This window comes from Vogesella perlucida (assembly GCF_979366545.1).
The window spans coordinates 33625-58873 of sequence record NZ_CEETRO010000002.1 but is presented as its reverse complement, the minus strand read 5'-3'; the positions used below and the strand labels follow the sequence as shown (position 1 = coordinate 58873).

The 25249-nt window shown below is 61.5% G+C and carries 28 protein-coding genes and 2 tRNA genes; 8 read left to right on the top strand and 22 right to left on the bottom strand.

Features of this window, described 5'->3' with window-relative positions; genetic code table 11:
• The 7 genes from ACZ9XP_RS02860 to bfr form a co-directional block, all read right to left on the bottom strand.
• Positions 1-1617 carry an alpha-amylase family glycosyl hydrolase gene (locus ACZ9XP_RS02860; protein ID WP_147685590.1) on the bottom strand — a complete coding sequence of 539 codons (1617 nt, stop codon included), beginning with the start codon at positions 1615-1617 and terminating at the stop codon, positions 1-3.
• Positions 1618-1769: 152 nt separating this feature from the next.
• Complete coding sequence (locus ACZ9XP_RS02855; RefSeq protein WP_147685588.1) at positions 1770-2606, bottom strand: carbohydrate ABC transporter permease; 837 nt, start codon at positions 2604-2606, stop codon at positions 1770-1772.
• A 1-nt stretch (position 2607) separates the two neighbouring features.
• A complete protein-coding gene (locus tag ACZ9XP_RS02850; protein WP_147685585.1) occupies positions 2608-3546 on the bottom strand; it encodes a carbohydrate ABC transporter permease in 939 nt (312 codons plus the stop codon).
• A 105-nt stretch (positions 3547-3651) separates the two neighbouring features.
• Positions 3652-4923: an ABC transporter substrate-binding protein gene (locus tag ACZ9XP_RS02845; RefSeq protein ID WP_147685583.1), complete on the bottom strand. Its 1272-nt coding sequence runs from the start codon at positions 4921-4923 to the stop codon at positions 3652-3654.
• Between the two features lie 160 nt (positions 4924-5083).
• A complete protein-coding gene (locus ACZ9XP_RS02840) occupies positions 5084-7657 on the bottom strand; it encodes an ATP-binding protein (protein WP_147685581.1) in 2574 nt (857 codons plus the stop codon).
• Complete coding sequence (locus ACZ9XP_RS02835; protein WP_147685578.1) at positions 7654-8394, bottom strand: response regulator transcription factor; 741 nt, start codon at positions 8392-8394, stop codon at positions 7654-7656. The genes ACZ9XP_RS02840 and ACZ9XP_RS02835 overlap by 4 nt, the downstream gene beginning before the upstream one ends.
• 150 nt (positions 8395-8544) lie before the next feature.
• Positions 8545-9033 (bottom strand): bacterioferritin, encoded by a 489-nt coding sequence (gene bfr, locus ACZ9XP_RS02830; protein ID WP_147685576.1) that lies wholly within the window; start codon positions 9031-9033, stop codon positions 8545-8547.
• Between the two features lie 301 nt (positions 9034-9334).
• On the opposite strand from bfr, the gene dcd reads away from it, so the two are divergent.
• The 3 genes from dcd (at position 9335) to ACZ9XP_RS02815 (ending at position 11053) form a co-directional block, all read left to right on the top strand.
• Positions 9335-9904, top strand: coding sequence for a dCTP deaminase (gene dcd / locus ACZ9XP_RS02825; protein WP_017508794.1), 570 nt, complete (start codon positions 9335-9337; stop codon positions 9902-9904).
• Between the two features lie 226 nt (positions 9905-10130).
• On the top strand, positions 10131-10607 hold the full coding sequence (locus ACZ9XP_RS02820) for a glutathione peroxidase (RefSeq protein WP_147685574.1): 477 nt from the start codon (positions 10131-10133) through the stop codon (positions 10605-10607).
• Entirely contained in the window at positions 10604-11053 is a 450-nt protein-coding gene (locus ACZ9XP_RS02815) for a MarR family winged helix-turn-helix transcriptional regulator (RefSeq protein WP_465187954.1), read from the top strand. The genes ACZ9XP_RS02820 and ACZ9XP_RS02815 overlap by 4 nt, the downstream gene beginning before the upstream one ends.
• Before the next feature lie 6 nt (positions 11054-11059).
• Here ACZ9XP_RS02815 and ACZ9XP_RS02810 read toward each other — a convergent pair whose 3' ends face one another.
• The 12 genes from ACZ9XP_RS02810 to ACZ9XP_RS02755 all read right to left on the bottom strand — a co-directional run bounded on the left by ACZ9XP_RS02810 (position 11060) and on the right by ACZ9XP_RS02755 (position 19069).
• Positions 11060-11368, bottom strand: coding sequence for a hypothetical protein (locus tag ACZ9XP_RS02810; RefSeq protein WP_147685570.1), 309 nt, complete (start codon positions 11366-11368; stop codon positions 11060-11062).
• A 112-nt stretch (positions 11369-11480) separates the two neighbouring features.
• Positions 11481-11888 (bottom strand): YchJ family metal-binding protein, encoded by a 408-nt coding sequence (locus tag ACZ9XP_RS02805; RefSeq protein WP_147685568.1) that lies wholly within the window; start codon positions 11886-11888, stop codon positions 11481-11483.
• Positions 11885-12301 (bottom strand): hypothetical protein, encoded by a 417-nt coding sequence (locus ACZ9XP_RS02800; RefSeq protein WP_147685566.1) that lies wholly within the window; start codon positions 12299-12301, stop codon positions 11885-11887. The genes ACZ9XP_RS02805 and ACZ9XP_RS02800 overlap by 4 nt, the downstream gene beginning before the upstream one ends.
• A 94-nt stretch (positions 12302-12395) precedes the next feature.
• Complete coding sequence (gene cysK / locus ACZ9XP_RS02795) at positions 12396-13331, bottom strand: cysteine synthase A (protein ID WP_147685564.1); 936 nt, start codon at positions 13329-13331, stop codon at positions 12396-12398.
• Between the two features lie 121 nt (positions 13332-13452).
• Positions 13453-13986, bottom strand: coding sequence for a macro domain-containing protein (locus tag ACZ9XP_RS02790; protein WP_206211267.1), 534 nt, complete (start codon positions 13984-13986; stop codon positions 13453-13455).
• 93 nt (positions 13987-14079) lie between these two features.
• Positions 14080-14514, bottom strand: coding sequence for a ProQ/FINO family protein (locus tag ACZ9XP_RS02785; RefSeq protein WP_147685560.1), 435 nt, complete (start codon positions 14512-14514; stop codon positions 14080-14082).
• A gap of 155 nt (positions 14515-14669) precedes the next feature.
• Positions 14670-15101, bottom strand: coding sequence for a type IV pilin protein (locus ACZ9XP_RS02780; RefSeq protein ID WP_147685558.1), 432 nt, complete (start codon positions 15099-15101; stop codon positions 14670-14672).
• Between the two features lie 64 nt (positions 15102-15165).
• Positions 15166-15579: a PilX N-terminal domain-containing pilus assembly protein gene (locus tag ACZ9XP_RS02775; protein WP_147685555.1), complete on the bottom strand. Its 414-nt coding sequence runs from the start codon at positions 15577-15579 to the stop codon at positions 15166-15168.
• Complete coding sequence (locus ACZ9XP_RS02770; protein WP_465187953.1) at positions 15576-16295, bottom strand: PilW family protein; 720 nt, start codon at positions 16293-16295, stop codon at positions 15576-15578. Before ACZ9XP_RS02770 ends, ACZ9XP_RS02775 begins: the two co-directional genes overlap by 4 nt.
• Positions 16296-16300: 5 nt before the next feature.
• Complete coding sequence (pilV, locus tag ACZ9XP_RS02765; protein WP_147685551.1) at positions 16301-16888, bottom strand: type IV pilus modification protein PilV; 588 nt, start codon at positions 16886-16888, stop codon at positions 16301-16303.
• Positions 16888-17391: a GspH/FimT family pseudopilin gene (locus tag ACZ9XP_RS02760; RefSeq protein WP_147685832.1), complete on the bottom strand. Its 504-nt coding sequence runs from the start codon at positions 17389-17391 to the stop codon at positions 16888-16890. Before ACZ9XP_RS02760 ends, pilV begins: the two co-directional genes overlap by 1 nt.
• A gap of 253 nt (positions 17392-17644) precedes the next feature.
• On the bottom strand, positions 17645-19069 hold the full coding sequence (locus ACZ9XP_RS02755; RefSeq protein ID WP_147685549.1) for an aminotransferase-like domain-containing protein: 1425 nt from the start codon (positions 19067-19069) through the stop codon (positions 17645-17647).
• Positions 19070-19224: 155 nt separating this feature from the next.
• Between ACZ9XP_RS02755 and ACZ9XP_RS02750 the strand changes: the two genes are divergently transcribed.
• From ACZ9XP_RS02750 to ACZ9XP_RS02740, 3 genes are all read left to right on the top strand, one after another.
• Positions 19225-19857, top strand: a complete 633-nt coding sequence (locus ACZ9XP_RS02750; protein ID WP_147685830.1) for a LysE family translocator — start codon at positions 19225-19227, stop codon at positions 19855-19857.
• A 118-nt stretch (positions 19858-19975) separates the two neighbouring features.
• On the top strand, positions 19976-21361 hold the full coding sequence (gene gltX, locus ACZ9XP_RS02745; RefSeq protein ID WP_147685547.1) for a glutamate--tRNA ligase: 1386 nt from the start codon (positions 19976-19978) through the stop codon (positions 21359-21361).
• Positions 21362-21661: 300 nt separating this feature from the next.
• A complete protein-coding gene (locus ACZ9XP_RS02740) occupies positions 21662-22438 on the top strand; it encodes a transporter substrate-binding domain-containing protein (RefSeq protein ID WP_147685545.1) in 777 nt (258 codons plus the stop codon).
• A 33-nt stretch (positions 22439-22471) separates the two neighbouring features.
• Here ACZ9XP_RS02740 and ACZ9XP_RS02735 read toward each other — a convergent pair.
• Both ACZ9XP_RS02735 and ACZ9XP_RS02730 read right to left on the bottom strand, forming a co-directional pair.
• Positions 22472-22548, bottom strand: a tRNA-Pro gene (locus ACZ9XP_RS02735).
• Positions 22549-22577: 29 nt separating this feature from the next.
• Positions 22578-22654 (bottom strand) — tRNA-Pro (locus ACZ9XP_RS02730).
• Positions 22655-22744: 90 nt separating this feature from the next.
• Between ACZ9XP_RS02730 and ACZ9XP_RS02725 the strand changes: the two genes are divergently transcribed.
• Together ACZ9XP_RS02725 and ACZ9XP_RS02720 are read left to right on the top strand one after the other, a co-directional pair.
• A complete protein-coding gene (locus tag ACZ9XP_RS02725) occupies positions 22745-23731 on the top strand; it encodes a recombination-associated protein RdgC (RefSeq protein WP_147682475.1) in 987 nt (328 codons plus the stop codon).
• Between the two features lie 145 nt (positions 23732-23876).
• A complete protein-coding gene (locus ACZ9XP_RS02720) occupies positions 23877-24713 on the top strand; it encodes a hypothetical protein (RefSeq protein WP_147682474.1) in 837 nt (278 codons plus the stop codon).
• 60 nt (positions 24714-24773) lie between these two features.
• Here the strand turns inward: ACZ9XP_RS02720 and ACZ9XP_RS02715 are convergent, their stop codons facing one another.
• Positions 24774-25163 carry a rhodanese-like domain-containing protein gene (locus ACZ9XP_RS02715; protein WP_147682473.1) on the bottom strand — a complete coding sequence of 130 codons (390 nt, stop codon included), beginning with the start codon at positions 25161-25163 and terminating at the stop codon, positions 24774-24776.
• Positions 25164-25249: the final 86 nt, after the last annotated feature.

Sequence of the window (25249 nt, the reverse complement as noted above, 5' to 3'; positions counted from 1 at the left end):
TCAGCCCTCCACGGCCAGCTGGATAAAGGCAGCCGACATCGGCGCCAGTTCGATCACCTGCCCGGCAGCCTGGCTACCGTCACTGTGCAACAGCACGCGGGCACCGGCCGGTAGGGGCAGGTTGGCCGCATCGCCGCCCAGATTGAAGACACACAGCAGCACTTGGCCGTTACCGCTACGGCTAAAGCGCAGCAGGCTGTCGTCGGCCTCGCCCAGCACAAAATCGCCCCCGTGCAAGGCGGGCTGCGCCCGACGCCAGGCCAGCAGCTGCTGCCAGAACGCCAGCGGGCTGTCGGCCTGCCCCGCCTGTTGTGCCACGGCAGCATCGCGGTGCGCCGACCACAGCGGCAGCCACGGCTGCTGGCTGCCAAAGCCACCGTCGGCGCTGTTGTCCCACGCCATCGGCGTGCGGCAGCCGTCGCGGCCTTTGAACTCCGGCCACAGCACCTTTGCGTACGGGTCTTGCAGCTGTTCGTAGCGGATCTCGGCTTCCGGCCAGCCCAGCTCTTCGCCCTGGTACACGCACACCGGGCCGGGCAAGGCTAGCAGCAGCATGGCAAACACGCGCGCGCGCGCCACTTCGCTGCCGCCCAGCGCCGCCCAACGGCTCACCACGCGGATGTTGTCGTGGTTGGATAGCGCCCAGCACACGGTGGCGTCGCCGGCTTCGGCCACGTACTCCTGCAGCACGCGGTGCAGGTAGCGCGGGTGGCATTCGTCGGTGAGCAGCGTAAACACATAGGCCATGTGCAGCAGCTCGCTGCCGGCGGTGTAGTCGCGCAGTGTCTGGTACTGCAGGTCGTCGCCGATCTCGCCCACGGTGATGGCGCCAAACTCGTCGCACAGGCGGCGCAGACGGCGGATGAAGTGCAGGTTTTCCGGCTGCGTCTTGTCGTACAGGTGGCGCTGGAAGGCGTACGGGTTGCTGCGCGGCACGCCACCGGCGTAGCTGCCGGCCGGCTGCGGCGGGTTGTCGCGCAGCTGCGCGTCGTGGGTGTAGAAGTTGACGGTATCCAGCCGGAAGCCGTCCACGCCCAACTGCAGCCAGAAGCGCGCCACGTCCAGTACCGCGTCTTGTACCGCTGGCTGGTGAAAGTTGAGGTCCGGCTGGCTGGTGAGAAAGTTGTGCAGGTAATACTGGCCGCGGCGGGCGTCCCACTGCCAGGCGCTGCCGCCAAAAATGCTCAGCCAGTTAGTGGGCGGCGTGCCATCGGCGCGCGGGTCGGCCCACACGTACCAGTCGGCGCGGGCGTTGTCGCGGCTGGCGCGGCTTTCGGCAAACCACGGGTGCTGGTCGGAGGTATGGCTAAGCACCAGGTCGATCAGCACTTTCAGGCCCAGCTCATGTGCGCGGCCAACCAGTGTGCGAAAATCGTCCAGCGTGCCGAACATCGGGTCGACGTCACAGTAATCGGACACGTCGTAACCGAAATCGGCCATTGGCGAAGTAAAGAAGGGGGAAATCCAGATGGCCTCGGCGCCCAATTGCGCAATATGCGGCAGGCGGCGGGTAATACCCGGCAAATCGCCGATACCATCGCCATTACTGTCCTGGTAACTGCGTGGGTAAATCTGGTAAATAACGGTGTTTTGCCACCAGTGTTGATTATTTTGCATTCTTTTATTCCTTAGCCACGAAAATCACGAAAAGCACGAAATAACACCGGATGCGTCATGCGCAGAATAGCTGGCGATGGCCTATTTCATGCCGGCGATCAGGCAGTATTGTTTTGCTGGTCATGCACAGGCGTTTTATGGCGAAAATAACATCAGCCTTTTACTGCGCCGGCAGTCAGGCCCGATACGATCTGGCGCTGGAAAATCAGCACCAGCACAATCAGCGGCACGGTCACGATCACCGAGGCGGCCATGATGTTGCCCCATGGCAGCTCGTAGCTGCTGGCCCCGCTAATCAGCGCAATAGCCACCGGCACCGTGCGCTGCTCGCCGGACAGCGTGAAGGTGAGCGCAAACAGGAACTCGTTCCACGCCGCGATAAACGCCAGCAGCGAAGTGGCCGCCACCGCAGGCCACAGCAGTGGCAGGAAAATGCGGAAGATCACCGTCAGCACGCCGGCACCGTCCATCAGCGCCGCTTCTTCCAGCTCGCGCGGCAGCTCGCGCATGAAAGTCACCAGCACCCACACGGTAAACGGCAGGGTAAAGATCAGGTCGGACAACACCAGCGCCCACAGGCTGTCGTACAGGCCCAGCCACGAGATCAGCTCGAACAGGCCGGACAGGATGGCCACCTGCGGAAACATGGACACGCCCAGGATGGTCATCATCAGCACGCCGCGGCCGCGAAACTGCACCCGGCCCAGCGCGTAGGCCGCCAGCAGCGACACGGTCAGTGATAGCAGCACCACGCCGCCGGCCACCAGTACCGAGTTCAGCAGGTTCTGGCCGAAAGGCTGCTCGGCAAACACTGCTACGTAGTTGGCCGCACTCCACACCTTGGGCCAGAAATCGCTGGAAAACAGCGCACTGCCCTGCTTGAACGAGCTGGCAATGGCGTAGGCAAACGGATACAGCGAAAACGCCAGCACCAGCGGCAGCAGCAGGTAATACGCCAGGTCGGCGGTGTGTAATCGTTTAGGCAGCATGTCAGTGGCCCTCCATACGGCGGCGCGCCAGCGCCATGTAGCACAGGGTAATCAGCGCAATCAGCAGGAACAGCAGCGTGGCGGCGGCCGAGCCGTAACCGGCCAGCTGAAAGTCGATCAGCTGTTCGCGCACGTACACCGACATGCTCTTGGTGCTACGGCTGTTGGACGTCATCACGTAGATCAGGTCGAACACGCGCAGCGCGTCCAGCGTGCGGAAAATCATGGCCACCAGCACCGCAGGGGTAATCAGCGGCAGGGTGATGTTGACGAACACCGACCAGGTGGGCACGCCATCCACGCGGGCGGCTTCATAGCAATCGCCCGGCACCATCTGCAGCGCCGCCAGGATCAGCAGTGCCATGAAGGGCGTGGTTTTCCACACGTCCACCAGGACGATGGTGGTAAAGGCCAGGTCGGGGTCGGCGGTCCATGCCAGTGGCGCGTCGATCAGGCCGGCCGATAACAGCATGGCGTTGATCACGCCAAACTGGTCGTGCAGCATCCAGGTCCACATCTTGGCCGACACCACGGTGGGAATAGCCCACGGCACCAGCACGGCGGCGCGCAGCAGCGCCTTCAGCGGCGACGGGTGGTTCAGCATCAGCGCGATGCCCAGGCCGAACAGCGTTTCCAGCGAAACCGACAGCAGCGCGAACCACAGCGTATTGCGCACGGCGCCCCACCATTGCGGGTCGTTCAGCACGCCGGTGTCGCCCAGGTAGTTGGCCAGGCCGACAAACTGCCGCGCCGACAAATCCGACAGCTGGGCATCGGTGAAGCTCATGAAGAAAGTACGCGCCAGCGGCAGCCCGGCAATGGCAAACAGCACCAGAACCGACGGCAGCACCAGCAGCCAGGCCATGCGCTGCCGGCTGCGCTGCAGCGACGACAAGGCACCCGCTGCCGGCATGGGCGCAGTGAGGGTAGAGCTAGACATAGGGTTCTCCGCGGGGCGGGCATGGGCTGCGGCCAAGGTTGGCCGCAGGCACCCGCCACCCCGTACAGGACAGGCAGCGGCTACCGCCGGGTAGCCGCCGGGGGCTTACTTGGCGCCGCTAAAGCCTTGTGGTGCCAGGCGTTTGAGCTGTGCATCCAGCTGGGCCAGCGAGGTTTTGGCATCGCTCTTGCCGGACAGCACGTCGTGGGTGGCATTCCAGAACTGGTTGCTCACCTGGTTGTAGCGGGCGGCCGATACCGAGGACGGGCGGCCCACGGCGCTGGTGAAGGTGTTGTACAGCTCGCCAAAGAACGGGTTGGCCTTCAGCACGTCCGGGTCGCGGTACAGCGCGGCGATGGTGGGGTTGTAAGAACCGTTGATGGCGCGCATTTTCTGCACGCTGCTGCTGGTCAGGTAGGCCACCAGCTCGGCAGCCAGCTTCTGGTTCTTGGAGTATTTCGATACCGCCAGCTGCCAGCCGCCCAGGGTGGCGGCATTGCGGCCATCGGTACCGCCTTTAGGCAGCGCCACCACACCTACCTTGTCTTTCACCACGCTGTCCGGTTTTTGTGCCAGCGCCCAGGCGTAGGGCCAGTTACGCATGAACACGGCGTTACCCGCCTGGAATACGCCACGTGCTTCTTCTTCGCCGTAGTTCAGTACGGCTTTCGGGGTGATGGTGCCTACCCAGCCGGCGGCGGTGGTCAGTGCCTTCACCGCCTGCGGGTTATTGATAGTAGGCTTGCCGCTGGCCGCGTCAATGATGGTACCGCCCTTGTAGCTCACCACCCACTCCAGCGCGTCGCAGGTCAGGCCTTCGTAGGCGCGGCCCTGCCAGACGTAGCCCCACATTTTGTCGTTACCGGCTGCACGCTCGGCGTCCTGGATTTTTTTGGCGCTGGCAGTGAGCTCTTCCCAGGTTTTGGGTACCGGCTGTTTGTGTTTTTCCAGCAGGTCTTTGCGGTAGTACAGCACGCCGGCGTCGGTAAACCACGGCATGGCCAGCAGGCGGCCACCGATGGTGTTATTGCTGATGATGCCGGCAAAGTGCTGCTTTTCGGCACCATTGGTGTACGGTTTCAGGTCCAGCAGGTGGTTGGCCAGAATACCGGGCCACACCACGTCGATCTGGAACACGTCGATCTTGTCCGAGCCGCTGCCCAGAATCTGCTGGTACAGCGCCAGGCGCTCGTTGGAATCGTTCGGGGTGGATACGACTTGCACGTCGTTGCCGGTTTTCTTGCTCCACTCGGCTACCGACTGCTTGCACAGTTCCAGCTCCTGGCCTACCGCGCCGCAGGAAATCTTCAGCGGGGCGGCGTGGGCGGTGGCCGCCAGAGTCATCAGTACGGCAGCGCTCATCAGGCTGTGTTTCATCATGCGTCTCCTCGTTGTGTTGTTGGCCGCACCACTGCCAGCCTGCTGGCTGGTAGCGTGCCGTCGCCCTGCCATCTAAACGCGGAAACGTTAATGCGGCATTTCACCAACATGCCGATGCCATTAACAATTGCAATATACCCGGCCATGCGCCCTGCCCTTATGCCTTGGCCAGCAGCCGCGCCAGGTCGTCGCGGCGGTAGGGCTTGGCCAGAAAGGCCACCCCGGCGGGCCAGTCACTGCGGCGGGCGTGGTGCTCGGGCGGCAGGCCGGATGTCAGTACCACGCGCAGCGCCGGGTAGGCGGCCTGCAGCGTGCGGTACAGCCGCACACCGTCGCCGCCTTCGCCCAGCATGATGTCGGACAGCACCACATCGGCCTGGCCACCGGCGGCCAGCCAGCCCAGCAGCGCCGCCTCGCTGGCAAAGGTACTGACGCGTGCGCCCAGTGCGGCCAACTGTTGTTGTGCGGTGTCGCGTACGTCGGCGTCGTCTTCTACCAGCAGCACGTGCCTGGCCGGCAACACGGCGGGCAAAGCCGTGGCGCAGGCTAGCGGGCTGCACTGGCTAGTGCTGGCTGGCAGCTCGATGCACACGGTCGTGCCTTCGCCCTGCTGGCTGTGGATGGCCAGCTCGCCGCCGCTTTGCTTCACAAAACCATACACGATGGACAAGCCCAGGCCGCTGCCCTTGCCCTGCGCCTTGGTGGTAAAGAACGGCTCCAGTACGTGCGGCAATACCTCGGGCGGGATGCCCGGCCCATCGTCTTGCACATTGATGGCCACCCAGTCGCGGCCATCGCGCGCTATGCGGCCAACCCGCAGCTGCAGGCTGCCGCGCTCGCCCATGGCCTGCGCTGCGTTCAGCGCCAGGTTGAGGATGGCGTTTTCCAGCTGGCCACGGTCTACCTGCACCACCTGGCCTTCCGGTGCATCTACGCTGACGCGGATACCGTCGCTCACGCTGTATTCCACCAGATCCAGCATTTCGTACAGCATGTCGCCCACGTCTACCGGCTCGGTGCACAAAGGCTGACGGCGGGCAAAGGCCAGCAGGCGCCGGGTGAGCGCCGCCGCCTTGTTGGCCGCCGCGTGGGCGCGCTCCAGCCGCTGCCGTGCGTCGGCTGGCAGGTCGGGGCGCAGCTCCAGCAGCTCCAGGTTGCCCAGGATGGCAATCAGGATATTGTTGAAGTCGTGCGCCACACCGCCGGTGAGCTGGCCCAGCACTTCCATCTTTTGCATTTGTTGCAGCTGCGCTTCGGCGGCGCGGCGCGCCGACACATCGCGGCATACCGCTACCCAGCCGCCTTCCGGCATGGCGTGGCTCATGAACTCCAGCACGCGCCCGCCGGGCAGGTGCAGCTCGGCATGGCTGGCTATGCGGTGGCTATCGTCCGGCTGCGCCACGGTGTCGCCGGCGACCGCCTCCCAGCGGGTACCCGCCGGCATGGCCGCGCGCAGGGCGGTGTAGGGCATGCCGCTGTGCAGGCTATCTGCCGCCATGCCCAGCTGCGCGGGGAATTGCGGGTTCCATACCATCAGTTTGCCGTCCTCGTCGTATACCGACAGGCCGTCGTGCATACTGCGGAACACGGTTTGCAGCAGGCGGCGCTGCGCTTCAATGCCGTGCGACAGGCGCTGTTTTTCCAGCAGGTTGTCGCGAAACACCTGAAAGGCCCGCGCCAGGTCGCCAATTTCGTCGGCTTGCTCGGTAGCAGGGGTAAGCTGCTCGGTATCGCCACCAGCCAGGCGGCTCATCACGCTGGAAATCGCCTGCATGCGCTGCGCCACGCGCCGCACATAGGCTGCGGCCAACATGGCAACCGCCACGCCGATGGCGGCCAGCAGCAAGGCGCTACTGCTGCCGGAGCGGATCTCGGTAGCCATCTGGCCACTGCGGTCATCGGCCTGCTGGCGTATAGCCTGCACATAGTTGGCCGTACGGCGGCTCAGGTGCTCGGCATTGCTGCGGTACAGCTGCAGCAGCACGGCAATGCGCTCGCCACTTTCGGTCAGCTGGCGTTGCTGCTCGAACAGGTTTTGTGGTGCCTGCGCCATCACCTCCAGCTCCACCACCAGCCAGTCTGGCAGCTGGGCGGTTTCGCCACGGCGCGCCATGGCCAGCATCAGCGCTTCGGCGCTGGCCTCCAGCTCGCCCAGGCGGGCGCGGTCGCGCGATAGCGGCACGGCCAGCAGGGTTTGCCACAGCGGAATCAGCGTGGGTGCACGCCGTGCCTGGGCGGCGTGCTGGGCAGCCAACCTGCTGCCCAGCTCGTCCAGCCGCGCCATGTAGGCATTCAGGATCTGCTGGCTGCGCCGGCGCTGGGCCGACAGCAGCAAGAGCTGTGACAGGTCGCGCTCGGCGCCTTCCAGCATGCTGCTCACCGCCAGTTGACGGTCGGCCTCGGGCGGCAGGTTGAGCGAGAGCAGGCGGATTTCGCGGGTGAGCGCCTGCAAGCGGTTGATGTCGCGCGACAGGGTTTCCGGCGCGTAACTATCGGCCAGCGACGGGGCAATGGCGGCGATCTGCGATACCTTTTCGGCCAGCTCCAGCACACGGGCCAGCTCCGGCATGACCTGCTCGCGAAAGCCGGTGAGGGTGTCCAGCGTGTTGCGCATGGCGCTGATACTGACCACGATCACCACCAGCATCAGCACAAACAGCAGCACAAAGGCTGCCTGCAGCCGGGCGCGTATCGGCTGGGCACGCAGCTGTTGCAGCAGGGCGGGAATCATGCGGCCTGGGTTTTACTGACGCTGGCGCGAAACACATAACCGGCACCGCGCTCGGTGCAGATAAGCTCGGGCAGGCGCGGGTTGGGTTCGATCTTGCGACGCAAGCGCAGTATCAGCACATCGATGGTGCGGTCGTATACCTCGGTGTCCAGGCCACGGGTTTGTTCCAGCAGCTGCTCGCGGCTCCACACCCGGCCTGGGTGGCGCACCAATGCGGCCAACAATGCGTATTCGCCTTGCGTGAGCTGGCACGGCTCGCCGCCACGGCTATGGCGCAACTCGCGCGCGGTGGCGTCTAGCACCCAGCCGTGAAAGCAGTAGCATTCGTGCGACTCGCCCGGCTTGCGCAGCATCGGCAGTGACAGCTCGGTGGCACGGCGCAACGCGGCGCGCACGCGGGCCAGGAACTCGCGGCCGGAAAACGGTTTGGTCAGGTAGTCGTCGGCGGCCAGCTCCAGCCCCAGCACACGGTCGGTTTCGTCGCCCTTGCCGCTCATCATGATGATGGGCACAGCCGACTGCGCACGCAGGGTGCGCGCCAGCTGCAGGCCGTCTTCGCCTTTTAGCCGCAGGTCCAGCACCACCAGCGCAAAAGCCTGCTGCTGCAGCGCGGCCTGCATCTCGCGGCCATTGGCAGCGCCCACTACCGCGTAGCCACAGTCCTGCAGCAGCGCGGCCAGCCAGTCGCGGATATCGGCCTCGTCATCCACGATCAGCACGGCATGCTTGTCGTCCATTATTGTCTCCCTGTTTTTTACCATCAGGTTTAACAGAAAGCTGTGTGGCGTGTGTTTCAATTATTTCAAATCGAAGGCAATAAAAAACCCCGCGTGCAGTGGCAGGCAGGGTCATGGGCAAGGTTGGCCGCACGCGGCGGCCAACCCGGTTTAGCTGGCGCTGGCGTCGCCGGCGATTTGCGACTGCTGGTAGTTGGCCAGGCCGACCAGACCGATCAGCTTGATCTGCTGTTCCAGCCAGTGGGCGTGGTCGTTTTCGGTTTCTTCCAGCAGCACCATCAGCTGCTCGCGGGTGATGTAGTCGCGCTCTTGCTCACAGACGGCGATCACGTCTTTCAGCGCAGCGGCGACACGGTATTCTACGTCCAGGTCGCTTTGCAGCATGGACGGCACGTCGTCACCGATAACAATCGGCACGCGCTTGGCCACGTTGGGCTTGCCACCCAGGAACAGGATACGGGCAATCAGCGTGCGGGCGTGTTCCAGCTCGTCTTCGCGCTCGTGGTCGATACGGGCAAACAGCTTGTTCAGGCCCCAGTCTTTATACATTTCGGCGTGTACAAAATACTGGTCGGCGGCGGACAGTTCTTCTGCCAGCAGGTCGTTAAGCAGCGCAATGATTTTTGGATGGCCTTGCATGGTGTGTGCCCCTGTAATGCTGGTAATGACGTTAACAGCCGGATTCTAGTACAGGCCAGCGGGGCTGTCATGGTACATTTTTGCGAATAATTCGCAATAATATTATTTTTAGCACCATCAATATGCCGCAATCGGGCATTAAATATCAAAAAACACACAAATCATGCACTTAAAACAAGATACATAGCATAGCTGCACCGAATCCGGCCACAGCCAGGCCACGCCATGGCAAAGTAGCGCCTGCGCCTGTGTACCAGTAAAATCCTGCCAACTGAAAGCCAGCCTGAAAGAGAACAGTACGATGACCATCAAATCCGACAAATGGATTCGCCGCATGGCAGAACAACACGGCATGATCGAGCCGTTTGTTCACGACCAGATCAAGAACGTCAACGGCGAAAAGGTGATCTCGTTCGGCACCTCCAGCTACGGCTACGATATCCGCTGCGCGGATGAATTCAAGGTGTTTACCAATATCAACAGCACTATTGTTGACCCGAAAAACTTCGACCCGGATTCGTTTGTAGAAGTGTCCGGCAAGGGCTACTGCATTATTCCGCCCAACAGCTTTGCACTGGCACGCACGGTGGAGTACTTCCGCATCCCGCGCTCGGTGCTGACCGTGTGCCTGGGCAAATCCACCTATGCCCGCTGCGGCATTATCGTGAACGTGACCCCGTTCGAGCCGGAATGGGAAGGCTACGTCACGCTGGAGTTTTCCAACACCACCCCGCTGCCCGCCAAAATCTACGCCAACGAAGGCGTGGCGCAGGTACTGTTTTTCGAATCGGACGAGATCTGCGATGTGTCCTACAAAGACCGTGCCGGCAAATACATGGGCCAGGTAGGCGTTACCCTGCCCCGCCCTTGAGCGGCAAGCTGCGCTCACACAACGCGGCTCTGGCCGCGTTTTTGTTTTGGATCAAAGCTCGCATTTTGTCGCGACTGGTCTAGGATGAAATCAGGGTGTGCTGATACAGCCACCCTGGGCACAGCAAGCCGTTTCTTATGAGCGTTGTGGTTCCCCCTTGCCGCTTCGCTCTTTTTTTGTCCATTTTAGTTGTGTACAATTAAATTTTTCGCAATCAAATATCGCCATGTCTATCTATCAATACCGCGTACCCGCCCTGCTGGGCGGTGAAATCAATCTGGCCAACTACCAAGGCCAGGTCATGCTGCTGGTGAATACCGCCAGCGCGTGCGGCTTTACCTATCAATACGAAGGGCTGGAAGCGCTACACCGCGAGCTGGGTGACAAAGGCCTGGCGGTGATCGGTTTCCCCTGCAACCAGTTTGGCCAGCAGGAACCCGGCGGCGCCGAAGCCATCGGCAGCTTTTGCCAGAAAAACTACGGCGTGAGCTTTACCATGGCAGCCAAGATCGACGTAAATGGCGCGCAAGCCCACCCGCTATGGCAGCACCTGAAACAGCAGAAAGCCGGCATCCTGGGCACCCGTGGCATTAAATGGAACTTCACCAAGTTTCTGGTCAATCGCCAAGGCCAGGTCGTGGGCCGCTTTGGCCCGCGCACCAAGCCCGAAGCCCTGCGCGCGCAGATCGAGGCGCTGCTGTGAACCCGGCTCTGCTGCTGGACAGCCAGCTGTGCTTTGCGCTGTATACCGCCAGCCGCAGCATGACCCAGGCCTACCAGCCGCTGCTGGGCGAGCTGGGGCTAACCTACCCGCAATATCTGGTCATGCTGGTGCTGTGGGAGGAAGACGGTGTCACGGTAAAACGGCTGGGCGAGCGCTTGCTGCTGGATTCGGGCACGCTCACGCCGCTGCTGAAACGGCTGGAGACGGCTGGCCTGCTGGTACGCCAGCGTGCCAGCGAAGACGAACGGCGGGTAGAGGTGTGGCTCAGCCCAGCCGGCAAGGCGCTGGAAACCCAGGCCGCCGCCGTGCCCCAGGCCATGCGCTGCCGGTACGGCGCCGAGGGGCGCGAGGCCGAGTCGGCCATGCTGCGGCAAACCCTGCAGCAACTGACCAAGCTACTGCAGGGCAAGCAGGATCAAGACTAGATGAGACTAGATGGCTTCGCTGGCCGCCTGGCACGGGCTGTCCAGTGCCTCGCGCGCCAGCCTGGCCAGCGCATCCAGATCTTCGTCCAGATGCTGCTGCATATGGCGCAGGGCGCCAGCCAGAATCGCGGAGGCCAGCAAGGCTTCGTCACACTGGAATACCTGGGCCATGGCGCGCAGCTGGCTGCAGGTCTGGTGGTTCAGCGGCAGAACCAGCTGGCGTACCGGGTCTACCGACAGTAGCTGGCCCAGGTCGCGGCCTTCGGCCTGGTGGCGCTCCAGCTGGGCGATAAAGTCGTGCAGCGTATCGTTCATGTGTCACCTCTGCTTTACGGGTGGAATACCCATTTCAGCATGGCACACACGTTGCGCATTCCCAGTGCAATAGCGATAAAAAATGATCGCCATCAAGTGCTTAGCTCAAGCACTAGCTGCCTTCGTGCAGGTCGCCATCCACATAACGCCAGGCACCGTCTTCACGGCAAAAGCGGCTGGTTTCGTGCAGGCGGTAGGCCCGCCCGCCCACCTTGTAGCGCGCCACAAATTCCACCGTCCCCGCCTCATCACCCGCCTGGCCAGCCGCTGCGGCCAACACTTGCAGGCCCAGCCATTTCACCCCGTCGTCACCGGACAGGTCCAGGCTGGCCGGCCGGGTGCCTTGTGCCCAGGTTTGCAGCAGATAAGGTTCCAGCCGCAGTACGAAGGCGCTATAGCGCGAACGCATCAGCTGCACCGCCTCGGCAGGTAGCGCACCGGCGTGGTAGCGGCCGCAGCACTGCTCGTAAGGTAAAGGTTGGCCGCAGTGGCAGCCGCTGACAGTGCGGTTTTTTTTCATGGTGTTGCCCCCAGTGGCGGCAGGCCGTAAAGCTTGAACAAGAAATGGGCAAAGGCAGGCTGGGCGGGCTTGTCCAGCAAGGCAGGCCAGCGCCGCTGCCACAGCTGCAGGCGGTCTTCCATCAGCTTTTGCGCACGGGCGCTGTCGATCTGGCCGGCATCGCGCTGCTGGGCGATACGGCGATAGGTACGAAACAGGTCGTCGTCTACCGCGTTGCGGCCCACTTGCTGCTGGCGCAGCGCATCCAGCCGGTCGGCCACCTGCACGCGTGTCAGCTCGCCTTTTGCCACACGCGGTGCCAGCTGCTGTGCTTCGCGCATCAGGCTATCCGCCGCGCGGGACGTACCCAGCTCCGGCAGGGCGGCGCAGCCGGCCAGCCACACCAGTGACAGGAAAAGAATCAGTTTTTTCATGGCGGTGATTGTAATACCGGCAAGGCCCTAAGCTGTCGATAAATGCAAAACCCCGCCACACGGGCGGGGTTGCGGGTGAATGCCAAGTGGGCAATCAGTCGGCCAGATGCTGGAACAGCGGGGTGGACAGGTAACGCTCGCCAAACGATGGAATCACCACCACGATCAGTTTGCCGGCGTTTTCCGGGCGCTTGGCCAGCTGCAAGGCGGCCCAAACGGCAGCACCGGACGAAATACCCACCAGTACGCCTTCTTGTGTGGCCACATTGCGCGCGGTTTCAAAGGCGTCGTCGTTGGCGACGCGGATGATTTCGTCGTAGATGCCGGTGTTCAGGATGGGGGGCACAAAGCCGGCACCAATCCCCTGAATCGGGTGCGGGCCTTTGGCACCGCCAGACAGCACCGGTGAGGCATCCGGCTCTACCGCCACGACCTGCACGCCGGGTTTGCGTTCTTTCAGCACCTCGCCCACACCGGTAATGGTACCGCCGGTGCCCACGCCGGCCACCAGGATATCGATCTGGCCGTCGGTATCGCGCCAGATTTCTTCGGCGGTGGTGTTGCGGTGGATCTCGGGGTTGGCCGGGTTTTCAAACTGCTGCGGCAGGAAGTGGGTATCCGGGTTGGCCGCCACGATCTCGCGCGCCTTGGCAATGGCACCACCCATGCCGTCCGGGCCGGGGGTAAGCACCAGCTCGGCACCATAGGCGCGCAGCAGCTGGCGGCGTTCGCGGCTCATGGTTTCCGGCATGGTGATGATCAGCTTGTAGCCGCGTGCAGCGCACACCATGGCCAGGCCGATGCCGGTATTACCCGAGGTAGGCTCGACAATCACTGTACCAGGGCCGATCTTGCCATCCCGCTCTGCCGCCTCGATCATCGCCACGGCAATACGGTCTTTTACGCTGTGGCCCGGGTTGAAGAACTCCAGCTTGGCCACCACAGTGGCGCCAGCGCCCTCGGTAACGCGGTTCAGGCGCACCAGCGGGGTGTTACCGATAAGGTCGGTGACGGAAGAGGCAATACGCATTGTTTATTCTCCTGTTGAGCGCACGGCGCAGGCCGTTATGCTGGGCAATTCTATACAGCCCCAGCCGGGCTGACTAATACCGTTTTTTGCTAAGTTTCGCACGCTTGTCTATATCAGACCGTTACGAGATACCGGGCATCACGCGGCAGCCAGCCTGCCAGACACTATCGTCAAACGCCACCAGTACAATGCGCTGCAGGCTATGCGCAGGTGCGGCGGCCAACCATTGGCTGATGGCCTGCCAGGCAACGTGCATGGCGGCCAGCGCCGGATAGCTGCCACCGCTAATCGCGGGGAAGCCCAACGAGCTCACGCCGCGTGCGGCGGCCTCGTCCAGACAGTGGCGATAGCACGACGCCAGTACCTCGTCCTCGCCCTCGTCGCCGCCACGCCATACCGGGCCAACCGTATGCAGCACAAAACGCGCCGGCAACTGAAAGCCGGGTGTGACCCGCACCTGCCCTGCCGGGCAAAAGCCCAGCGCCAGGCAAGCCTGCAGCAGGCCGGGGCCGGCTGCGCGGTGGATGGCACCATCCACGCCACCACCGGCGCCACGCAGGCCAGGGTTGGCCGCATTGACAATGGCGTCTACCTGCAGCCGGGTGATATCCCCACGCCACAGCTCGATGGTGACACCGTGTTGCCGGGTGAGCATACGCATCCTTTCCTGGCTGCCCAAGCGGCAGCAAACACAAAAACAAAACCCCTCAAGCACAGGCTGGAGGGGTTGGGTAAACAGGCGCGGGGTTTATTCCGCGGCAGATTCTGCGGCCGGGGTGTCTACCTGGGCAACTGCCTCGGGGGCGGCTGCAAGGGCAGCAGCGTCAGCCTTGGCCGGGCGTGGCTGGGCCATGCGCTCGGCGGCGGCTTTTTCTTCCGGGCTCACCACGCCTACCGGCTTCATGGCGAGGTCAAAGCGCTTGCCACCCCGCGCCAGCGACTTGATATAGCGCTGACGGCGGCAGTGGTTGGCCAGCACGCGGGCGACCAGCTGCGCATCAAACTGCGGCAGCGCGGCAATCAGCGCCTCGTGAATGCCCAATGCCAGCGGCAGGAAACGCTTGAATACGTCGTATTTGGCGTAAACGTGAGCGGCAATCATCTCGGTCTGGCTTTTTTTGCTCAGACTCTGTACTGCCGTCTTCAGTGCGGCACCCAGTGCCGTTTCATTATTGGATTTCATTGCATTTTTCATGGTTCAAGTCACTGGGCAAAACACGTTTGCGCGCAGTCCTTTCAAAAACAAGACACTAGGACAGCGACGCCATCCGGCAAAAAGGGGGCTATCTTAATGCAGCTGCGGCACAGATGCCAGCAACAATACACCCGGCTGCCGTTTTACCAGCAGTTGGCCGCACTATACCCGCTGTACGTGGTGCTGACACCTTTACTGCCCGTGCTGCTGAGCGTGAGGATATTGCACTTGTCGGTATTCTGCCCCGCTTTGCTTTGCGGGGTGGCGTTCAGGGTATAGCTGGCGGCAGGATTGGGCGCCGTAATGCTGATGCTGTAAAAGCCGTTTTCGGTGACACCGCTGCCGCTCAGCCCCATCACTGTCCCCAACGAGGCAATGGTGGTGCTGTACCGGTTATTGACCGAATAGAAGCGCTCCTGCGCCAGGGCGACCGCAGCCAGCGCGGTTTTGGCCTCGGTACGGTTGGAACGCACAACATAATCACGGTACATCGGCATGGCAATAGCGGACAGAATGCCGACAATGGCCACCACAATCACCAGCTCGATCAAGGTAAAACCCTGGTTGTTCTTCATTTTCTCTCCATCAGGCACGGCCACAACGGCCTGCCTTTGCATGCTGAAAGCAGCTTGTGGCCCGCTACTCTTCTACCGAAACAACGGCTTCCAGTGCGGTGACCGAGTCGTTTCGTACGCCCGTACCACTAGCCACAATGCGGTAATACACCCGGCCTGCCGATGCCGTACAGTTGTTGACGCAGCCGATGGTATAGCTGGCAGAAGCCCCCGCCAGCGATGACACCACACCACGTGCCGGCAGCGAGTTGGACGCGGTAATGCTAGCCAGATCATCCACCGTGGTCAGATAAATTTCGCCTTCCCGCAGCGCGGCTTCAGCCGCCAGAAACGAGACGTTCTTTTCGCGCAGGTTGCCCGAAATCTTTTCTTGCACAATGGCGCTTTTAGTCACGGCAAAGCCCAGCAGGCCCAGCACCAGCAGGAACACCATCACCACCAGCAGGGAAAAGCCCTGCTGCATTGCTACCCTGCTCATGGGATATTCCTCAGATAAACCGAAGACCGGAACACTTTCGCAATTGCCCGGTTGGGCGGGGTATAGGCATTCCCGTCGCAGTCTGCTGCAATCGTCTGGCTTACCGGGCTGACATTGTTCTCCAGCGATTGCACCAGCAGACAGAATCTGACAGCGTATACCGCGGAAGCCGGTGCATTCTGTACATACTGGTCAGCAATGCGGTCCAGCGGGTTCACGCTATCTTGCCCGTACGCCAGGCGAAACTGCACCACGCCAGGCACCACTTCTCCACCCTGGCACCACAGGCTGGTACCGCTGGCATGAATCCGGGCAGTAGAAGAAGCGTTAGCAGCAATACCTCGGCCCTGGCAATCCACCAGGCTGCCATCATCAGCACCGCTGTAACGCACTTGCACCACAGCAGACGTTCCCAGCAATACTTGCCCCGCCGCCATCGCCAGATCCGTACCACTGGCGTTTTGCGGAACAAACACGCTATTGAAATCCTTAGTGGCCACATCCACCGCGCCAATATACCCCGCCTGGCGCAGCTGCTGCGCCAGCCAGGAGGTAGCAAAACGGCCACGCTCCTGAATATCAGCCTGCGCTTGCTGGGTACGGTAAGTCATCTTGTTGGCCACAAAAAACTGCGCTGCCACCAGAATCAGAAAGAGCGACAGTGCCAGCGACAGCATCAGCTCGATAATAGTCAGACCGGCTTGTTTGTGTTTCATGATACTCACCGGAATGTGTAACTGATGCTGGCAACCGTCGCCGAGGCACGCAGCTCTTGCCATGTTAGCGATACCTGCAAGGAACAGGGCTGGCTGGCCGCACCAGCAGCCAGCGAAAAATTGCAGTTGGCCGCCGTGATGCCGCTGGCCACCGCGCCATTGCGTAGCAAATTCAGTGCCCAGGTACCCTGCGGCAGCGTGCCGGATGCATCGGTTACCCACTGCGTCATCGAAGCCACGTCAGCATTCACGATGGCAGTCTGGCTGGCATTGGTCACCTTGGCGCACTCGGCCGCCCGGTCGGTCAGCGCGGTATTGGATGCTTGCTGCAGATAGCAGGCCACCACCGGCGCCAGGATATACACGCTATTGTCTTCGTCGTAACGGTAGATGCTGTCCCCGGTATTGGTACGCATGCGCTCAGAAAAAGCCACAGCAAACTCGCTGGCTGCGGTACGCAAATACGCGGCGTTGGTCGCTTGCAAGGCATTGGTCTGCAATGCCGAAATAGCCAGCAGGCCAAAACCGATGATGACCACTGACACCAGCAGTTCGACAAAGGCAAAACCGTGCATGCGAAGAGGTTTGTTCATTAATTCGTCACCCTGATGGTACCGTAGGGTGCCACCGTGACGCTGGCAGACACCGTATTATCGCTATTACTGAAGGTGATGAGCTGGTTGTTCGGCACGCGGGCGTTAGTTGCGGTACTTTTTACCTGGCCGCTGGGCGCAAAGCGCAGACCAGCCAAGCCGCTGGAGGCATTGGCGCCCGCCTCGGCCTGATGCACTTTCAGCACGGTGCCGTTAGACGCGCCACCCTGCACGATGGTGATCCAGTTTTTATTCCAGTCAGAGGCGGCGCCACAAGCCGTAGCCGTACTGGAAGACGCGGCGCACACGCTGACATCAAAACCGCGCCGTATCGCCTCCGAGCGGGCATTATTGAGGTCGGCCGCCAGCGCATAAGCAAACGACTGTACTTTGTTCTGCGCCACAAAGCGCGAATACGCCGGCACGGCGTACGCCATCACGATGGCGATGATCGCTACCGTGATGACTAGCTCTACCAGCGTAAAACCCCGTTCCTGCCTCATGGCTGCCTTACCCGACACTGCACGACACTACCTTCAAAATAGCCCATCAGACCCCTGACTCGGCGCGCACTTTTACAGAAAAACCTTGCAACAAAAGCAAGCGTACCGCAGCGCACTCTATCGATACAAACATATTTCTCGTGTTTGCTTATAGCTGTTAAAAGCCAAGCCCTATTTTAAACCAGGCTAGTCTACTGGCGCGCAAGGCAGGCTTTTGTTTTATCGACACGGCAGCATGCGCCTTGAGCAGCCTTCAGGACAGCTGCCGTGCGCTCAGCTCGGCCAGACGGTGCAGGCCACGCTCATAGGCGTCGCTCCACGGGTAGCAACACGATAGCCGCACACAGTTGCGGTAGCGCCCGCGCGGCGAATACAACGCCCCCGGTACCAGCAGCATTTTTTCGGCATAGGCTGCTCGCGACAAGGCCAGTGAGTCAACCTCGCCAGGCAGCTCTACCCACAGCAAACACCCGCCCGATGGCGAGGTGGCACGCGTCCCAGCGGGAAAAACCTGCGCCACCACGTCCTGCAAACGCGACATCTGCGCCTGGTAGTGACGGCGCAAAAAGCGCAGGTGCTGGTCATAGGCGCCATCTTGCAGGTAGACGCCCAGGGTTTCCTCCAGCAGGCGCGGCTGGGAAAGCGACGAAGCAAACTTCAGCCGCGTCAGCTCGCGCCGGTAGCGGCCTGGGGCAATCCAGCCCACGCGAAAGCCGGGGGCCAGCGTTTTATTGAAGCTGCCGCACAGCAGCACATAACCATCGGTATCGAACGCTTTCACCGCATCCGGCGTTACCTGGCCGTAGAACAGGTCGGCATGCGGGCAGTCCTCGATCAGTGGTACACGGTAGCGGTTGACCAGTGCGGCCAACCTTTGCTTGTTCTCCAGCGGCATGGTGGCACCCAGCGGGTTGTGCACCGTGGGCATGGCCACAATGGCATTGAGCCGCTTTTCTTCCAGCAGCAATTCCAGCGCGTCCAGCGACAACCCGCTAGTGGGGTGGGTAGGGATTTCGATCACATTCACGCCCAGGCTCTTCAGCAGGGGTAGCAGCAAAAAGTAGGTTGGCGATTCCAGCCCGATGGTGTCGCCGTGCTTGCACACTGTCCGCAGCGCCAGCTGCAGTGCCTCGGTACAGCCATTGGTGGTAACGATGTCGTCTGCCCCCAGCACCACCCCCCAGGCCAGTGCACGCCGTGCCACCTGCTCGCGCAGGGGGTGCGAACCGGGCGGGTAACTGTAATCGGTCGCCAGTGTCGGCTGCTCGCGCGTGAGCTTGTGCAGGATGTGCTTAAGCCGCGTGGTGGGATAAAAATCACTGCCGCGTGGCGAGGCCATGGACAGATCCAGGTAGCCCGGCTGTTGCTGTGCGGCCAACACCAGTTCGATGTTATCCAGCACCTCGTCACCGGTGGCCACGGTACCGCTTTGCCGGCTCATGTGGGGTAAGGGCAGGCGTGTTTGCGCCCGCACATAAAAACCGGACTGCGGCCGCGCCTCCACCAGGCCACGTTCTTCCAGTAGCCGGTAGGCCGACAAAATGGTGGCCGGGCTCAGCTGGTACTGGGCGCAGGCCTTGCGTACCGATGGCATTTTTTCGCCAGGGCGCAGCACGCCACGCTGCATCAGGGCAGTCCATTCGTTGACCAGCTGCATATAACGTAATTCTTGTGCCATCGGGTTCCACCAGTACAGTTGCCGCCACGCTTGATAGTAACAGTTTCATCAAGACCAAACTGTTACGGTTTCAAAAGTGATTTTCTGAATCTGTTATTGTAAATGGCTTCCGCCTATCATGCAGCGCATCCTTGCCACCCTTGCTGCGCCTGCACATGAATACCGTTGCCTTGCTGATTTACCTGTCCGTGATGGCCCTCACGCCGGGGCCGAATAACCTGATTCTGGCCGCCAGCGGGCTGAACCACGGCTTTGGCCGCACCCTGCCCTCACTGCTGGGCATTTCTACCGGCCTGGCCCTGCAGGCCGCCATCATCATTCTGTTCATGAGCGAGCTGGCACCGCTGCTTAGCAGCCTGAAACCCGCACTGACGCTGGCTGGCTGTGCCTATCTGCTGTACCTGGCGTGGCAGATGAAACAGGCTGGCACACTGGGCAGCCACGATGACGAGGTACAACCGATGAGCTTCATGGGTGGCATCTGGTTCCAGTGGCTCAACCCCAAAAGCTGGATGATGAGCCTGAATATGGGCATGGTGTTTTTGCCGCAAGACATGCCCGCCGGGCAGGCTGCCGTGCTGTTTTTTGTGCTGGTCTTTATCACCATGATGCCGTGCATCAGCGTATGGGCTGGCGCCGGCGTGGCACTGCAGCGGCTATTGAATACGCCACGCCGCATGGCATGGTTCAACAGCACCATGGCCACCACACTGGCCGGTACGGCACTGTGGCTGCTGCTGGACAACCTGCCCGCCAGCCGCCTGGCGGCCCTGCCCTTTAGCGCCTGAGCCCCGCCGGCAAGCCATACAGCCACATGGCACGGGGTGGTTTTATCGCACAGGCGGTTTGCCCGCCCTTTCGCTGGCAACGTACAATGGCGGTTTTACGATTTCGCAGGCGTAGACCATGATCCGCACCCGTTTTGCCCCTAGCCCCACCGGTTTCCTGCACATCGGCGGCGTGCGCACGGCACTGTTCTCCTGGGCGTTTGCCCGCAAGCAAGGCGGCACTTTTGTGCTGCGCATCGAAGACACCGACCTGGAGCGCTCCACACCGGAATCGGTCAAAGCCATCATGGATGGCATGCACTGGGTCGGCCTGGACTACGACGAAGGCCCGTTCTACCAGACCCACCGCTTCGACCGTTACAAAGAAGTGATCCAGCAACTGCTGGCCAGTGGTCATGCCTACTACTGCTACTGCAGCAAGGAAGAGCTGGAAACCCTGCGCGCCGAGCAAGAAGCCCGTGGCGAAAAACCGCGCTACGACCGCCGCTGGCGCCCGGAGGCAGGCAAGACCCTGCCGCAACCACCAGCAGACGTGCAGCCCGTGGTGCGTTTCAAAACCCCGCTGGACGGTTCGGTAGCGTGGGAAGACGCGGTAAAAGGCCGCATCGAGATCAATAACGAAGAGCTGGACGACCTGATCATCGCCCGCCCGGACGGAAGCCCCACCTACAACTTCTGCGTGGTGGTAGACGACTGGGACATGAACATCACCCACGTTATCCGCGGCGACGACCATGTGAACAACACCCCTCGCCAGATCAACATCCTGCTGGCGCTGGGTGCTCCGCTGCCGGTATACGGCCATCTGCCGATGATCCTCAACGAGGACGGCCAGAAGATGTCCAAGCGCCGCGACGCGGTAAGCGTGGTGGACTACGCCGCCAAGGGCATTCTTCCCGAAGCGCTGCTGAACTACCTGGCACGCCTGGGCTGGGGCCATGGTGACGAAGAGTTCTTCAATATGGAACAGTTCGTAGAATGGTTTAGCCTGGAAGCCGTCAGCCCGTCGGCCAGCCGCTTCAACAACGAAAAATTCCTGTGGCTGAACGCACAGCACATCAAAGCTGCCGACAACCAGCGCCTGGCCGGCCTGATTGCCGACCGCCTGACTGCGGCCAACGTAGACACCAGCAATGGCCCGGCGCTGGCCGACGTGATTGCCCTGGTAAAAGAGCGCGTGCAAGACCTGAACGCGCTGGCGCGCGAAGTGGATTACTTCTACAGCAAGCGCACGCCACAGGCCGAAGACGTGGAAAAACACCTGTCCGCCGACAGCCTGGCACGCATGCAGCGCTTTGCCGAGCGCCTGGCCGGCCTGGACAGCTGGACAGCTGAAAGCATCCACGGTCTGTTCAAGCCATTCTGCGCCGACGAAGGCATCAAGATGGGCCAGCTGGGCATGCCACTGCGCGTACTGGTATGCGGCACCACCCAGACACCATCGGTAGATGCGGTGCTGGCACTGATTGGCCAGCAGGAAGTACTGCGCCGCATCCGCGGCTAAGCGCCACACCCTGCCCCATACGGCAAACCCCTCTTCGCCCAGTGCGAGAGGGGTTTTCTTTTATGCGGCCAACGCTGGCTGACACGCTCGATTTCACTACGTTTCTTATTCAATCGATACGTAGTACCAAAATACCAACAGGCTAATTTATTGAAATACAACCTGTGGGAAGTTGTTGTTTTATCTAGATTACCGCCAGCACGCACAATCCAATCAAGACGAGCCCTGCGCTAGCTGCCCTAGCCCAGCCAAGGCCCCCCCACACACCAGAGCAACCACGTACGGACAAGGAGGCAAGCCATGAACATCACACGCATCTGCATGGCGCTTGGCCTGCCTGTCTGCTTGTCACCCGCCCTGGCGCTAGCCATGACGGTTAATCCCGCCATTACCCTGGCCACACTTGAATACCCGCCGTTTTGCGACAGCCAGAAACCGGGCGGTGGTGCCTTGGTGAGCATTGTGCGGGAAGCATTTGCCCAGGAAGACATCCCCGTCAACGTAGTTGTCATGCCATGGCAGCGTGTGATGTCGCTTAGCCAGCATGGCCGTTTTGACGGCGTCATCGGTGTATGGCAAACAGACCTGAAAAGCATGCGGCTAAAAGCCGGTAACCCGGTGTTCCGCAGCCTGATCGGCGTTTATGTCGTACAGGGGGCCGCACCACTCCCCCTGGCCAGCAGCTGGCTAGGCGGCAAGCTTGCCGGCACCGTAGCGGGCTACCACTATCCGGCGAGCGTGCTGGCCTTGAACATGGTACTGGACAGCACGCGGGACGACGAAACCAACCTGCGCAAACTGCAGCAGCAGCGCGTACAGCTGGCCATCACCGAAAAAGCAGTAGGCGATGCCCTGATACGCTCGGGCAAACTGCCAAGCAGACCAAGACTGGCGTGGGGTGATCTGGTACTGGCGCAGGAAACACTCTCCGTCGGCTTTGTCACCAGCAGCATGCAGCCATACTTGCTCAGTGCGTTCAACAAGGGGCTATGGAAACTGCACCAGAGCGGGCGCTACCGCCAGATCGTGCTAGCGCACCAGCTACAGGAGTTTGCCGTGCCGGCACAGGCACCATGAAAAAAGCCTGCTCGAAAGCAGGCTTTTGCAATGTGGTCGGGGTGAGAGGATTCGAACCTCCGGCCTCTACGTCCCGAACGTAGCGCTCTACCAGGCTAAGCTACACCCCGAGGAAGGACGGATCTGTCAGGATAAATGCTGGTCGGGGTGAGAGGATTCGAACCTCCGGCCTCTACGTCCCGAACGTAGCGCTCTACCAGGCTAAGCTACACCCCGCGAACCATTCATTCATCCTGAAACTGACAGTTTGCCGCTGTTTTGCGTTACAATCTGCCGATCTCAGAGGACAAAGATTATCTATCAATTATGTGGTTTAAGCAACTGTCTTTCTTTCGGCTGGACGAGAATTTCCTTATCGATAGCGACAAGCTGGCCGATCAGCTAGCGCGCCGCCCCTTCCAGCGCTGTAGCGGCCTGGACTGGTTCAGCGAAGGCTGGGTTGCCCCGGCCAGCCACCTGGACAGCCCGCTGCACCAGGCACGCGGCTACCAGATGCTGACCCTGCGCCGCGAAGACAAAGTCCTGCCGGCCGGTGTGATCCGCGACCACCTGGACAGCAAGCTGGCCGAGATCGAAGCGGCCGAGCTGCGCAAGGTTGGCCGCAAGGAAAAGCTGGCGCTGAAAGAACAGATCACCGACGACCTGCTGCCACGCGCCTTTACCCGCTCCGGCCGTACCACCGCCTATATCGACAGCCAGCGCGGCTGGCTGATGGTAGACAGCGGCACCGCCAGCAAAGCAGAAAACCTGGTATCCACCCTGCGCGAGGCACTGCCGCCCTTCCCCGCCGCGCTGCCACGCACGGCGCTATCACCGCATGCGGTCATGACCGACTGGCTGGCCGCTGGTGAAGCCGGCTTTGGCTTTGAGCTGGATGCCGAGTGCGAGCTGAAAGACAGCAGCGAAAACGGTGCGGTAGTACGCTGCACCCGCATCGACCTCACCGCCGACGAAATCCGCCAACACATTGCCACCGGCAAGCAAGTCACCCGCCTGGGCCTGATCTGGCGCGAACGCATCCGTTTTGTGCTGACCGACCAGCTGCAGCTGAAACGCCTGCAGTTCCTGGATGTGCTGCAAGAAGAAGCCAGCCAGGCCGGGGACGACATGGCCAGCCTGTTCGAGGCCACCTTCCTGTTGATGGCAGAAGAGCTGGGCGATCTGGTCAACGACCTGGTGGCCGCATTGGGCGGCCTGGAAGCCAGCCAGCAAAGCAGCAGCACCGCCGCCCCTGCGCCCACCGCTACCGTGCCGGATGCTGGCAGCAACAGCATAGATGTACCCTGGGCCTGAGCCTGGCGGCCACACCGCCGCCTGCGGGGGTGTGGCTTTGCCACATCACTGATGACAAAGCGATAGTTGCGCTGTCTATAGTTATAATCATTTGCTGTAAAATCGTGTAGGCTGAAAGCTGCTACCTCTTAATGCCTGCACCACCATGAATACCAAAGCCAGCAAAACACCCGCCCCCGCAGCCCCGCCAGAGCCGCCACCGCTACCGCCCGTTGAAAACGAGGTGTTTCTGGCCGGTTTGTCTACCACGCACGGCGAACAGCTACTGGCATTGATGGATGGCGGCAGCCCGATTTACGTGTTTGTACGGCGCAGCTTTGGCAAAACCCAGCAGTCCGATTTTTTCCGCATCCAGTTTGCTGCTTACGCCCGGGTAGAAGGCGGACAATGGAAGCAGTATCAGGGCGAGGTCAGCGAATGGCTGAACACACGCAACTGCCTGCAGGTATCGGTAGACCACCCCCGCCAGATGGTGCAGTTCGGCCCGAAATCCGGCTTTAACCTGAGCGCCGAGCTGACCGGCCTGGGCCTGACCAGCTATGCCTACGCCCAGGCTATCTTGTGGCTAAAGGCACATTATTCCGAGTACAGCGTGCAGCCCACCACCCTGCCCAACCCCGAGGCCGAAGGCGAAGAAGCGCGCATCAAGCGCAATGCGCGCCTGGCGGCGCAGGGATTTGATATCGAGTTTCTGGATAGCGAGCAGCGCTCCGGGCGCTATTTCAAGGACAAGATCTCGCGCCTGATCAGCAGCTGGGAAACCGAGAAAATCACCGAAGTCCCAGTTAGCGCCCTGCTGGACAATATCGCGCGGCTGGATGGCGAAAAGGCCGAGCTGCAACGGCAAGTGCATGCCATCAAAACTCAGGAACGCTCGCTGGAAGATTCGCTCAGCAAAGAAAAGCAGACTAACCTGGTGCTCACCGGCGTGACCTGCTTTGTGCTGGTGTTTACCCTGATGGGCATCTTCGGCCTGTATTAAGCGCACCGCACACACAGCAAAAGGTTGGCCGCGGCCAACCTTTTTGCTTTAGCGGCAGGCTTAATCGAAGCCCAGCGCCTGCGGCTGGTCTACCGGCAGCCCGGCCGCTACCCAGGCATCAAAGCCGCCCGCCAGCGACTGTACCTGCACAAAGCCCATGTCTTGCATCACCAGCGCTGCCAGTGCGGCGCGCCCGCTGGTTTTGCAGTACAGCAGCACCTGCCGGCCGGTGTCGCCCAGCGTGGCATCGCCAGACAGGCGAAACTCCAGCACGCCGCGCGGCACGTTAATGGCACCGGCCAGGTGGCCGGCGTGGTATTCGTCCGGCTCGCGCACGTCCAGCAGCAATACCTGGCCTGCGGCCACCTGCGCTTTGGCTTCTTCTAGCGTGCATTCATGGATATGTGCCTTGGCGGCAGCCACCAGTTCGTGTGCGTTGCGTTTCAGCATGATCTCTCCTGTATCGGGCCTGCGTGAGGCCCGGTGGCCACCACAAGCCCATGATAATACTGAGCTTGTACATTATCAATTTTTAT